General features: G+C 51.8%; 13 protein-coding genes. 9 read left to right on the top strand and 4 right to left on the bottom strand.

Features of this window, described 5'->3' with window-relative positions; translation table 11 throughout:
- Window positions 1–25: 25 nt before the first annotated feature.
- The gene (locus V3O24_RS02770) at window positions 26–1,207 is read left to right on the top strand and encodes an O-succinylhomoserine sulfhydrylase (protein WP_331306094.1); all 1,182 of its coding nucleotides are present in this window, start codon (window positions 26–28) and stop codon (window positions 1,205–1,207) included.
- Between the two features lie 42 nt (window positions 1,208–1,249).
- Here V3O24_RS02770 and grxC read toward each other — a convergent pair whose 3' ends face one another.
- Window positions 1,250–1,507, bottom strand: a complete 258-nt coding sequence (gene grxC / locus V3O24_RS02765; protein ID WP_104423421.1) for a glutaredoxin 3 — start codon at window positions 1,505–1,507, stop codon at window positions 1,250–1,252.
- Between the two features lie 34 nt (window positions 1,508–1,541).
- The gene (locus V3O24_RS02760) at window positions 1,542–2,192 is read right to left on the bottom strand and encodes a class II aldolase/adducin family protein (RefSeq protein ID WP_104423420.1); all 651 of its coding nucleotides are present in this window, start codon (window positions 2,190–2,192) and stop codon (window positions 1,542–1,544) included.
- Window positions 2,193–2,384: 192 nt separating this feature from the next.
- Here V3O24_RS02760 and nrdR point away from each other — a divergent pair, with 192 nt between their 5' ends.
- From nrdR to V3O24_RS02720, 8 genes are all read left to right on the top strand, one after another.
- Entirely contained in the window at window positions 2,385–2,837 is a 453-nt protein-coding gene (nrdR, locus tag V3O24_RS02755; protein ID WP_104423419.1) for a transcriptional regulator NrdR, read from the top strand.
- Complete coding sequence (ribD, locus tag V3O24_RS02750) at window positions 2,837–3,922, top strand: bifunctional diaminohydroxyphosphoribosylaminopyrimidine deaminase/5-amino-6-(5-phosphoribosylamino)uracil reductase RibD (protein WP_331306093.1); 1,086 nt, start codon at window positions 2,837–2,839, stop codon at window positions 3,920–3,922. Before nrdR ends, ribD begins: the two co-directional genes overlap by 1 nt.
- Window positions 3,923–3,930: 8 nt before the next feature.
- Window positions 3,931–4,587 (top strand): riboflavin synthase, encoded by a 657-nt coding sequence (locus V3O24_RS02745; RefSeq protein WP_331306092.1) that lies wholly within the window; start codon window positions 3,931–3,933, stop codon window positions 4,585–4,587.
- 13 nt (window positions 4,588–4,600) lie between these two features.
- Window positions 4,601–5,704, top strand: a complete 1,104-nt coding sequence (gene ribBA, locus V3O24_RS02740) for a bifunctional 3,4-dihydroxy-2-butanone-4-phosphate synthase/GTP cyclohydrolase II (protein ID WP_331306091.1) — start codon at window positions 4,601–4,603, stop codon at window positions 5,702–5,704.
- Between the two features lie 159 nt (window positions 5,705–5,863).
- Window positions 5,864–6,340: a 6,7-dimethyl-8-ribityllumazine synthase gene (gene ribE / locus V3O24_RS02735; RefSeq protein WP_104423415.1), complete on the top strand. Its 477-nt coding sequence runs from the start codon at window positions 5,864–5,866 to the stop codon at window positions 6,338–6,340.
- A complete protein-coding gene (gene nusB / locus V3O24_RS02730; RefSeq protein ID WP_331306090.1) occupies window positions 6,340–6,774 on the top strand; it encodes a transcription antitermination factor NusB in 435 nt (144 codons plus the stop codon). Before ribE ends, nusB begins: the two co-directional genes overlap by 1 nt.
- An 89-nt stretch (window positions 6,775–6,863) precedes the next feature.
- The gene (gene thiL / locus V3O24_RS02725; RefSeq protein WP_331306089.1) at window positions 6,864–7,799 is read left to right on the top strand and encodes a thiamine-phosphate kinase; all 936 of its coding nucleotides are present in this window, start codon (window positions 6,864–6,866) and stop codon (window positions 7,797–7,799) included.
- The gene (locus V3O24_RS02720) at window positions 7,783–8,289 is read left to right on the top strand and encodes a phosphatidylglycerophosphatase A (RefSeq protein ID WP_331306088.1); all 507 of its coding nucleotides are present in this window, start codon (window positions 7,783–7,785) and stop codon (window positions 8,287–8,289) included. The genes thiL and V3O24_RS02720 overlap by 17 nt, the downstream gene beginning before the upstream one ends.
- A 40-nt stretch (window positions 8,290–8,329) precedes the next feature.
- Here the strand turns inward: V3O24_RS02720 and V3O24_RS02715 are convergent, their stop codons facing one another.
- Together V3O24_RS02715 and V3O24_RS02710 are read right to left on the bottom strand one after the other, a co-directional pair.
- Window positions 8,330–10,597: a PAS domain S-box protein gene (locus V3O24_RS02715; protein ID WP_331306086.1), complete on the bottom strand. Its 2,268-nt coding sequence runs from the start codon at window positions 10,595–10,597 to the stop codon at window positions 8,330–8,332.
- Between the two features lie 89 nt (window positions 10,598–10,686).
- Window positions 10,687–12,291 carry a ShlB/FhaC/HecB family hemolysin secretion/activation protein gene (locus V3O24_RS02710; RefSeq protein ID WP_331306084.1) on the bottom strand — a complete coding sequence of 535 codons (1,605 nt, stop codon included), beginning with the start codon at window positions 12,289–12,291 and terminating at the stop codon, window positions 10,687–10,689.
- Between the last annotated feature and the right edge of the window lie 41 nt (window positions 12,292–12,332).

The following is a 12,332-nucleotide window of genomic DNA, read 5'->3' as shown; positions in this document are numbered from 1 at the left end:
AATAAATAAATACGTTTAAAGACAAATGAAAGACATTAACTGGAACGACTACTCTCTGGAAACCCAGGCGATCAGGGCCGGGCATCAACGTACTCATGAAGATGAGCACAGCATCCCGATTTTCGCCACATCAAGTTATGTGTTTAAGAGCGCCGAAGAGGCCGCTTTGCGCTTTACCGGCCAGAAGCCGGGCAATATTTACTCCCGTTTTACCAACCCGACGGTCAGCGCGTTTCAGGAAAGACTGGCGTTAATGGAGAAAGGCGAACGCTGCCTGGCATTCTCCTCGGGTATGGCGGCCATCATGGCGGTCGGCATGGGGCTGCTCAAAGCCGGCGATCATGTGGTTTGTTCGCGCGGCGTGTTCGGCAATACCGTGTTGATGTTCCAGAATTATTTCGGCAAATTCGGCGTTGAGACCGATTTTGTCGATTTGATCGATGCATCGGCCTGGGAGGCGGCGATTAAGCCCAATACCCGGTTCTTGTTTTTGGAAACGCCGTCCAATCCGTTGACTGAAATTGCCGATATTTCGGTGCTTGCCGACATAGCCCACAGACACGGCTGCCTGCTGATCGTGGACAATTGTTTTTGTACGCCGGTGTTGCAAAAGCCTCTGGAATTAGGCGCGGACATTGTTGTCCATTCGGCAACCAAATATATAGACGGGCAAGGGCGTTGCGTCGGCGGCGCCGTTGTCGCCAGTGAAGAGATTATAGAAAAGTATATTTACCCCTATCTGCGCACCGGCGGTTCGACGATGAGTCCTTTTAACGCCTGGGTGTTCTTGTCCGGATTGGAAACGTTGGCGGTCAGGATGAAAGCGCATTGCGACAACGCCTTTGAGTTGGCTCTTTGGCTCGAACAACAGGCCGGAGTCGCCAAGGTTCATTATCCCGGTTTGGCATCGCATGCCCAGCACGAATTGGCCAAGCGTCAGCAAAGTTATTTCGGCGGCGTAGTCAGTTTTGAATTGACTGGCGGTAAGGATCACGCCTGGAAGCTGATCGATGCGACTGAAATGCTGTCGATTACCGCAAATCTGGGCGATGTTAAAACCACGATCACCCATCCTGCAACCACCACGCATGGCCGATTAGCGCCGGAAGTCAGAGCGGCGGCCGGTATTAAGGATGGTTTGATAAGAATTTCCGTAGGATTGGAAAATGTTGAGGATATTAAAAAGGATATTTTAAGGGGGTTGTAAGCCTGTCGGGCATGCGGTTTATGCCCGACCGTTGCCGCTCATTTATGCCGTTTTCAGCAAATCATCCAGTTTCTTTTGTTGATCCAGCGCATGCAGCTCGTCAAAGCCGCCGACATGGTAATCGCCGATATAAATTTGGGGAACCGTCCGGCGCTTGGTTTTAAGCATCATTTCTTCTCTTAAACCGGGTTCGGCATCCACATTAATTTCCGTGTAGTGAGCGCCCTTTTTGTCGAGCAGGCGTTTAGCCATCATGCAGTAAGGGCAAATATTGGTGGTGTAGATCAGTATTTCCGGCATATTTCATTAACAGTTGCTGATAAAGCTTTGCATTTTATCGGTTAAGCGATTGTTGTTCAATGCTGATAGCCAGCGATAAGTGTTTAATCAGTTCCCAGGCCGCTTCCTGCATGTTTCTGCCGAAAGCGACAACGCCGTCTTCATGCCCCAGCATGGTAAATATTGAAGTGTGCGACAGCTTGCCGGATTGGAATAAGTGTTCAACAGCCGCCGCCATTTCTACCGTACCGTAGGGAACGTCGGCAGTCGTGTGGGGCAGTCCAAGCGCTATGGTATGTTTCCAGATGTCGGGACTGTGTGCGTGAATGATGGCTTGAATGGCATTGTCCTGGGCGTAAACGCTGGCATGGGTCAGTGACTCTGAAGAGGGCTTGCATAAGCCGCAGGATTCAATCCGGTTCCGGTGCGGTTCCGCTTTGACGATAAGACAATAATGTTCCCGGCTGAGTTGCTCGATATGTCCGGTTTGAGTTCCGCTGACGATAAATTGGTTGCTGTGCGGATCGATTCTTTGGCTGATATTGCCGAAGCCGATGTTGTCGTATCGATCCGGGACTTGTCCAATCAGTTCAAGCCGGACTGCGATAGTCCGCCACGCGTTGATTTCGGTTAATGGGAATAAAGGATCAATCGGTTGTTGCGTATGATTTAACTGATATTTGATGACGCCTTCTTGTTCTTTCATTTAGCTTTACCTTGAGCGGTGTGGTTGAGCGGACATTATAGTTTAGAAAATAAAATACAGATAAAATGCAGAGTGTTATAAAATTAGCGGTTTTCAAATTTGACGACCGATTTTCCTGGGCTGCTTCTTGCAGTCGACGGCATTTCCTCCATTCATGGCGGTCATCGATCTATATAAAACAGTGGCTTAACTATGCGATGTCCGTTTTGTGGGGCGCAAGATACGCGGGTTCTCGATTCCAGATTGGCGCATGAAGGCGATCAGGTTCGCCGCCGACGCGAATGTAACGCCTGTAAGGAGCGCTTTACGACGCATGAAGTGGCCGAGCTAACATTGCCCCGAATTGTTAAGCGTAACGGTATAAGCGAACCTTTCGAGGAAAATAAACTGCGTGCGGGCATGCTCAGGGCGCTGGAAAAGCGGCCGGTAGGCAGCGATGACATCGAAGCCGCGATCAATCGGATAAAAAAGGATTTGATGGCAAAGGGTGAGCGGGAAATACCGGCGCAGGAGTTGGGCGAGCAAGTCATGAAGGAACTCAGTTTGCTCGATCATGTCGCTTTTGTGCGCTTTGCCTCGGTTTATCGCAGTTTTCAGGATGTCAGTGAATTCACCGATATGATCGAACATTTGCAGAAGAAATAATGACGGCGCCGCACGATGCTTTCTATATGGCGCAAGCCATTTCCTTGGCGAAAAAAGGCCGCTATACGACCGATCCTAATCCCCGCGTAGGTTGTGTTTTAGTCAGGGACGATACGGTGATCGGGGCGGGCTGGCATGTTAAAGCGGGCCAAGGCCATGCGGAAATCGAAGCGTTAAAAAATGTGCCGGATGCCAAGGGCGCGACCGCCTATGTGACGCTGGAACCTTGCAGCCATCAGGGCAGGACGCCGCCGTGTTGCGATGCGTTGATAAAAGCCGGAATCGCTCGGGTTGTTGCGGCCATGCAGGACCCGAATCCGCAGGTATCGGGCAGCGGGCTGGAAAAGCTTAAAGCTGCGGGGATTGAAGTATCCTGCGGCGTGTTGCAGGAAGACGCGATGGCGTTGAATCGCGGTTTCATCAAGCGCATGACCCAAAATCGCCCGTTTGTGCGCAGCAAGCTGGCAATGAGTCTGGATGGACGCACCGCGATGGCGTCGGGCGAAAGCAAATGGATTACCGGGGCCGAGGCCAGAGCCGATGTGCATCGGCTAAGAGCGGAAAGTTCGGCGATCTTGACCGGCATCGGCACCGTGCTGGCTGACGATCCGGCGTTGAATGCGCGTGTCGATGTAGACGTCTTGCAACCGATCCGAGTCGTTTTGGACACTGAGCTAAACATGCCTGTTACCGCGCAGATGGTTAAGCTTCCGGGACGCAGCCTGATTTTGACCTGTGCAGAGGACCAACAAAAACAACAGACATTGCAGCAGGCGGGTTTTGAAGTCTATCGACTGCCGGGAAAAAACGGGCGGCTGGATTTACATGCGGTGATGGATTTTTTAGGCCGGCAGCAAATCAACGAGTTGCTTGTTGAGGCGGGTTTCGTGCTTAACGGCGCGTTGCTGGCTGAAGGCTTGGTCGATGAATATGTCATTTATATGGCCCCCTGTATTTTAGGCGACCAAGGGCGCGGATTGTTTAACCTGCCGGGTTTGCAGCAGATGGCCGACAAAAAGCAGTTGAAATTGCGCGATGTCAGGCAGATCGGTCGGGATTTAAAATTAACTTATACACCATTGTAGGGGCGTCAATGTTTACAGGCATTATCTTGGCAGTGGGCAAAATATCGGCAATCGAGCAGAAAGCCGGCGATTGCAGGTTGACCATAGCGACCGGAAAATTACCGCTGCATGATGTCGCGCTGGGCGACAGCATTGCCGTCAACGGCGTGTGTCTGACCGCAGTGGAACTGGGCTCGGATTATTTTTGCGCCGATGTATCCAATGAAACCCTGTCCAGAACCACATTGAATGCCGCGGCAGTCGGCACGCCGGTTAATCTGGAACTGGCCTTGACCCCGTCAACCCGGTTGGGCGGGCATATCGTCAGCGGCCATGTCGACGGCATCGGCGCGGTAACGGAAAAGCAGGCGGACGGACGTTCTTTCCGCTTTAAATTCAAAGCGCCCGACAACCTGGCCAAATATATTGCCGAAAAAGGCTCTATCTGCATCAACGGCATCAGCCTGACTGTCAATGAAGTCGACGGCGCCGTGTTCAGCGTTAACATCGTGCCGCATACGCTCAAGGAGACGACGTTGGGTGACGCGGTGGTCGGAACCAAGGTCAACCTGGAAGTGGATTTGTTGGCTCGTTATCTGGAGCGGTTAATCAAGGGTGAGGCGGCGGCTAAAAGCCAGTGCGGCATCACGGAAGAATTATTGCAAAAAAGCGGTTTTTTAGGCTAAGCCCAAGGGTAAAATGAATACTATCGAAGAAATTATAGAAGATTTACGCTTAGGCAAAATGGTCATCATTATGGATGATGAAGACCGTGAAAACGAAGGCGATCTGGTTATGGCGGCTTCATTCACGCGCCCTGAAGATGTTAACTTTATGGCGCGTTACGGCCGTGGCCTGATTTGTTTGACCTTGACCGGCGAGCGTTGCCAGCAATTGCGTTTGCCGTTGATGGTCAATGAAAACAAAACGGCGCATTCCACCAATTTCACCGTGTCTATCGAGGCGGCAACCGGCGTAACCACCGGCATTTCAGCCGCCGACCGGGCGCGCACCATTCAATGCGCAGTCGCGGCGGACGCCAAGGCCGACGATCTGGTGCAGCCGGGACACATCTTTCCGTTAATGGCGCAATCCGGCGGCGTATTGAACCGGGCCGGGCATACCGAAGCGGGCTGCGATTTAGCCAGGTTGGCAGGCGTCGAACCGGCCGCGGTTATCGTTGAGATACTCAATGAAGACGGTTCGATGGCAAGACGCCCTGATCTGGAGGTGTTCGCCAAGCAGCACGACCTTAAAATCGGCACGATCGCCGATTTGATCCATTACCGTATCCAGCACGAAAACACCCTGGAACGCATCAGCGAATGCGCTTATCCGACCGAATTCGGCGATTTCAGGCTTTATGCTTATCAGGACAGGAATGACAATAACCTGCACTTGGCGCTGGTCATGGGCCAGGTTTACGGCGACGAACCGGTGTTGGTCAGGGTTCATGCACGGAATCTGCTCGATGACGTGTTTGCATCCAAACGTAGCGATTGCAGTATTTCATTGCGCGAGGCCATGCAGAAAATAGCCGAAGAAGGGCGCGGAGTGCTGGTGATTATCAGGCAAAGCGAAGATAACAAGTCGCTGGCGGAACTGATACATCATTATCAGTTGGAAGATAACGGCATCGTTAATCCAGTCCAGGCTGCCGGAGCCGAAGATTGGCGCACCACCGGCACGGGCGCGAGAATCCTGGCCGACCTGGGTGTGCGCAAACTGAAAGTTTTAGGCACCCAGAAAAAGTATGTCGCGTTGTCAGGCTTTGATTTGGAAGTCGCCGAGCATGTGGGTTGAAGATATTGACTTTATAGGCTAAAAAAATAATACCACGAAGGGCACGACGTTTTTACCCTGGTTTTTCTTCGTGCCCTTCATGCCTTCGTGGTGAATCAATTAATTGTTACAACGCGATTCCAATAACATTACCAGTTAATCACACAGTAGAGAAACATCATGTCAACACTAAAAACCTTTGAAGGGAATTTGCTCGTTCAAGGCGGAAAATTCTGCATCGTAGCCTCCCGCTTTAACAGTTTCATCGTTGAGCAATTGGAAGCCGGTGCGATCGATGCGCTGGTGCGCCACGGCGCCAACAAAGCGGATATTCATCTAGTCAAGGCTCCCGGTGCGTTTGAATTGCCGATGGTGGTGCAACGCGTGGCGGCGACTAAAAAATACGATGCGATCATCGCCGTAGGCGCAGTAATCCGTGGCGGTACGCCGCATTTCGAATATGTCGCCGGTGAATGCGTTAAGGGCTTGGCCCAAGTTTCCCTGCAATATGACGTACCGGTCAGTTTTGGCGTGTTAACCGTCGACAGCATTGAACAGGCGATAGAGCGCGCAGGCACCAAAGCCGGTAATAAAGGCGCGGAAGCGGCCATGTCGGCCATTGAAATGGTCAATTTATTTAATAATCTGGAAAACTAATGAGTCAAGCTCGAACCAATGCCCGAAAAGCGGCTGTACAGGCATTGTATCAATGGCAGATGGCCGGTCAGAGTCTTAGCGAGATTGAACGGCAGTTCCTGGAAGAAGAGCGATTGAAAGACGCTCAGAAAAGTTATTTTGTCGAGTTGTTTTACGGTGTGCCTAAAAATCTGGAAGCTATTGATCAGGTGCTGTCGGAATTTGTAGACCGTCCTGTCGATACAATTGACCCGGTCGAAAGGGCGATTTTAAGAATCGGCGTGTACGAGTTGTTGCATCGACTGGATATGCCGTACCGGGTTGTGTTGAATGAAGGCATTAATCTGGCCAAATATTTTGGCGCCGACGGCAGCCATAAGTATGTCAACGGCATACTGGACAAAGTCGCGCAGCAAAAAAGGGCGATGGAAATAAAGGCGAAAGGCGCAAGGTGAGGGCGGAAAGGCCTATACTTTTAGCCTTTAGCCTTTAGCCTTTAGCCTTTAGCCTTTAGCCTTTAGCCTTTAGCCTTTAGCCTAATCTCATGCCCCTTTCCGAGTTTTCCCTAATCCGGCGTTTTTTCACCCAGCAACATATCGCCAATCCCTCAACGCTGTTGGGCATAGGCGACGATTGCGCGCTGTTGTCCATTCCAGACGGCTATGAGCTGGCCGTGACCACCGATACGATGGTCGAAAATGTGCATTTTTTTGCCGGAGCCGACCCCGAATTGCTGGGGCATAAACTGTTGGCCGTGAATTTGAGCGATCTTGCCGGCATGGGCGCAAAGCCTGTTTCGGTGACATTGGCATTAACCCTGCCTAAGGTTGATGAAAACTGGCTGACGGCTTTTGCCAAAGGTTTTTTAAATCTGGCCGAGCGCCATTCGGTGGATTTGATCGGTGGCGATACGACCTCAGGCCCGTTGACTTTGACCGTTCAGGCTATGGGGCTAGTTCCGAAAGGCCGGGCGCTGAGGCGTTCAGCGGCCCGGCCCGGTGACTTTATTTATATGACCGGCTTCTTAGGCGATGCAGGGCTAGGCTTGAAAATAAAACAGGGGTACCGCTGTGCCGATTCCGACGCCGCTTTAACCCGGTTTAACCGGCCGGAGCCGCAAATTGAAGCGGGGCTGGCCTTAATCGGCGTTGCCAATGCCTGTATCGATTTATCGGACGGCTTAGCCGGTGATCTGGGCCATATTCTGGAGCAAAGCCAGGTAGGCGCGTGCATCGATTGGGACGCGCTGCCGCTGTCAAAAGCGGTGCAAACCTACATCAACGATACCGGCGACTGGGCTATGCCGCTGACCGCCGGGGACGATTACGAGCTGTGCTTTACCCTCAGCCCGGATCAGGCCGATAAGCTGGCCGTAGCGGCCGCCAAAATCGGCATTATCGAATCCCAACCGGGTTTGCGCTTGCACAAATCGGGCAATATCCAACCACTAGAGGTAAAAGGCTTTGAGCATTTTTCTTAATACCCAGTTGGGTAAAAATAAACTGACGCCCAAGCAGATACTGTCCGACCCCATCCTGTTTCTGGCCTTCGGTTTCGGTTCCGGTCTGGCAAAAAAAGCGCCGGGTACCTTGGGCACATTGGCCGCCGTTCCGGTTTACTGGCTGTTTGCGCAAACCAATCTGTTCGTTTACAGTCTGTTGACGCTGATCGTGACGGTTGTCGGGATATGGATTTGCGACATTGCCGCAAAAAAATTGGATGAACACGATTTTGGCGGCATCGTTTGGGACGAGATTGCCGGTTACCTGATAACGATGTGGCTGGTTCCCTTCAGTTGGCAAGCGATGCTGCTGGGTTTTGTTCTGTTCAGGTTCTTCGACATACTCAAACCGTGGCCGATTAAGTGGATTGACCGGAAGGTTCACGGCGGTTTGGGCATTATGCTGGACGATGTGCTGGCGGGCGTGTTCGCGGGCGCTTTGTTGCTGGCAGCTTCAGACTATTTTTGAGTCGGCATTTGTACTTTTCTGGACTAACGCGGCCCAGTCATTAATTCCGCTTAAAAACCATCAACGTAATATCATCGTTAAAGGATTCGCTGCCGCAAAATTGCTTTAGCTGTTCCATCAGCGCGTCAATGATGGCCTGCGGCGTTTCCTGCCCATGTTCGACGAGAATGTCGTTGACGCGTTTCAGGCCGAAAAACTCGCCAGCAGCGTTTTCCGCTTCGGTTAAGCCGTCGGTATACAGCAGAATTAAGTCGCCTTCAGACAGCGTGGTGGTTTTTTCTTCAAAGACCACATTTTTGTATACGCCCAATATTAACCCATCGGCATCGAGTTGCCTGCATTCGGATTGAAAAGAACTGAGCAGTAAAGGGGGCGGGTGGCCCGCATTGGCAAAACTCAATTGATGGTTGGAGAGGTCGTATTGCAAATAAAACAGCGTGATAAAGTAGTCGGACTTGTCCAAATCCTCAAACAGAAAATTGTTCAGTACGTTTAGGGTTTTTGCGGGCGTTCCCAGGCCGCCGGCCTGGGTTCGAATGGCGCTGCGGGTTTCGACCATAAACAGCGCGGGACCGATCGAATGGCCGGAAACATCGGCAATAATCATGTCCAGATGGTTTTCATCGCGGTAAAAATAATCGAAATAATCGCCGCCGACTTGGTCGGCGGGCAGGCAATAGCCGGTGACTTCAAAATGATTGGATTTGATCGGCGCCGACGGCGACAGGGATGCCTGGATGCGTTGGGCAATCTTGATTTCGCTTTGGGCAATGGCCAGATTGATTTGCGCTTGGCGGATTGCCGCTTCCGTCGCTTTTCGCGTGGTAATGTCTACGATGGTGCTCAGCACCAATGTTTCTTCTTTGCTGTCGATCAGGCTGAGGCCTATTTCAACCGGAAATTCGGTGCCGTCTTTGCGTAGCCCGTAGAGTTCCTGGCCCACGCCCATAGGCCGGGATACCGGGGCGGCGAGGTAGGCTTGGCGAAAACCGGTATGAGCTTCGCGAAAGCGCTCCGGCACTAATATTTCAACCGGTTGCCCCACTAATTCAGTGCGTGAATAACCGAAAGACGTCTCTGTTTGCGAATTGACCATCTCGATCGTTCCGGTCTTGTTGACCATAACAATCGCATTGGGCGCCGATTCCACCGCTTGTTGAAACCGATGCTCCAGGCGTTTGCGTTCGGTTATGTCGTGGATAAAGCCGCTGAATATATAAGTGTTGCCCTGTTTTAACGGGGAAAAGTTCAGTTCAACCGGAAATTCAGTGCCGTCGCGGCGAATGGCGGTCTGCTCGATTAACCGGTTTATGAATGGGCCAAAACCGGTACGCAGGAAATGCCCCAACGCCCGACGATGCGCATCACGTTGTGCGGGGGGGATAATTAACTGGTCAAGGCGTTGGCCGATAGCTTCTTCTTTGGACCAACCGAATATTTTCTCGGCCGGGCGATTCCAATCGATAACAATGCCGTAAGCATCCATAATCACGATCGCGCTCAAGGAGCTGTCGATAATGAGCCGGATGCGTTTTTCGCTTTCGATAAGCGCATCCTGGAAATGCATTCTGGCGGTAATGTCACGGTCAACGCCCCGCCATTTAAGTAGTTTCCCTTCGCTGCCGATAATCGGCAATCCGGTCGATTCGGTCAGTATCTGGCGGCCGTCTTTATGCCGGTAGTGGGACAATAATGCATAAAAAGGCCGGCGGCTGGTCACATATCGCTGTTGGTCTACTTTATCCTGCGGGGCTAAAAACTCGGTATAGTGTTTGCCGAGTACTTCCTCCTGACGATAGCCGAGTATTTGAGTAACCGCGGTGCTGCTGTAGCTATAGTAGCCGTCAGGATCCTGCTCCCATAACCATTCGCCGGTCATTTCGGCCATTTGCCGAAAACGTTCTTCGCTTTCGGCCAGCGCGGATTTAGTGCTGAAGTCTTCAGCGGAGTCGGTGGGCTTGTCCTGAATCAGCAAAACAATACCGGTTTTATCGGCTGTCCGAGGGGATAACAGACTAAGGGATATGGATGCCCGGATTTTTTGCTTGGTCTTGGTGAGTATGTCGCAGGCAAAGCTTACCGCTCCCGGCTCACGCTCTTTACCAGCGATTACATCGGCAAGGGCCGCCCGCCAGAGCACCTTGTCGTGTTCGGCGGCGTAGATCAGGTCGACAGGGCTGCCGATCAGTTCTTGCTCGGTATAACCTAAAAATGCGGCAGCGGAGGAGGTAAGCAGTTTAATACGCGGTACGGCCTCATCTGGAGGAGCCAGCTCTATGACAATGATATGGGATGCGGCCTGATGCATGTCTGTCAACTTGTCGGAAGTGTTTTTACGTGCAACGCGCTAAAGGTCGAACAGCGCGATAAAGTTCCGCGTAGAGTATGACTCAATCTTCAGTATTTGAACACAATATTGGCATGGATGCGGTTGTCTCCCGCTTTGGTAGTCCCCGCTTCGGCAGTGTCCAGCGCATTGGCAAAGGCAATATTGCCTAGAAAATACTCCTGCCATTGAAAGCGCGCGCCGATCCCTGTGCCGCTCAGGTTCCAGTCTTTGACTTGCCCCGGTGTAGCGCTTTGCAAACGGCCATGACCGTAGTCATAAAAGACAAATAAATTGGTTTTTTGCCCTTCGACTAGGCTCAGGGCGGGCCAAGCGGGCGTAGTGACTTCGAATTTTACAATTTCACCGCTGTCTGCCCCGGTTTCGCGCTGCTCATAGCCTCTGACATCAAAACTGCCGCCAATGCCGAGCTGTTCCCCGGCGATCAGCGGATTGTTGCTTTGCTGGCCGGTAAGGCTGGTTTGTATCAGCCAATTTTCAACATTGACCGAAAAACTGCCGCCGTAACGCAGCAAGTCCCAGTTTTGCTTGGTGTTAAGGCGGGACGCTTGGTAATGCACGTCAGTATTGTGGCCGCCGAAGTCGGTATTGCCCACCCACTGCACATAATAGCCGGTGTGAGCGTTTTGCCAGGGATATTCGCCTTTATAAAGCACGCTGAACGGTACACTGCGGACATTGGCGCCGATTTGGCTGCTTTGAAATTGAACATCGTTGATGAAATAGCGGTTATCGATGCCCAAATCCAGGCTATGCTCGTATTTGCCCAGTTTGGGTAAAAACTGCTGATAATGGATGCCGTACATTTCACCGGCCCCAGTCACCGTTAAATCGGTCGCCACGGTGCCGACATTAACCGATGAACTGGCATAGTAGGCGCTCAACCAGCCTTTGAGCCGGTAGACCGGCAGGCTGTAGCTGAAGCCGTATTGCTTTACGGAATCCGCATGATCGGGAGAAGTCGAGTAGCTGCCGTTGACGATATGATCCAGGCCCCACAAGTTGCTGTACTGCAATGCGCCAGTCAACCGGTAAGCGCCCGAACTGGGCGTGCCGTAATTATTGGCTATCAAGGACGCCTGATAAGGACGGCGTTCCGAGACTGCAATATTGGCATTCAGTTTATCCGGCATTTGGCTGGGTTTGAAGATGACCTGCACCTGTTTCGACGGATGCTTATTAGCCACTTTAAGCGCTTCGGATAAGGCCTGGGTATTGGGCGATTCGGTGTTGCTAAGAACCGGTAAACTGGCAATGACGTTGTTGCGGGTAAAGTATTCATTGCCGGTCACTTCAATTTCGCCCAAGGTAAAGGAAATGACTTGCAGTTTGACATCGCCGCTGGCCAGCGTTTGCGGCGGCACTACCACCCGGTAAAACGGGTATCCCTGTTCGCGGATAACCTGTTCAAGCGCCTTGCTGACGTCTTGAAGTTCTTTAAGCGTGTAGGGCTTGTTTTGCAGCGGTTTAAAGTAGTCGTCGATAAACGTTTGGGACAGCGGCGATAAACCCTCAACCGAAAAATGCTCAATGTTAAATCTGAATTCCTGCGGTGCTGCGGCCAGACAAAACGCTTGCGGGATCAGGTATAAACCGGCAGCGATTAGAGTCGATCCGATGGATCGGGCGGTAAACCAATGAATTTTCTTATTCATCTCTAACGCTCTTTATGTTTTTTAGTGTGTGTGGTTATGTA

The sequence above is a fragment of the Methylobacter sp. Wu8 genome (assembly GCF_036440755.1).
Taxonomy (GTDB): Bacteria; Pseudomonadota; Gammaproteobacteria; order Methylococcales; family Methylomonadaceae; genus Methylobacter_A; species Methylobacter_A tundripaludum_A.
The sequence above is the reverse complement of the archived record's forward strand: the minus strand, read 5'-3'. Positions and strand labels throughout refer to the sequence as shown.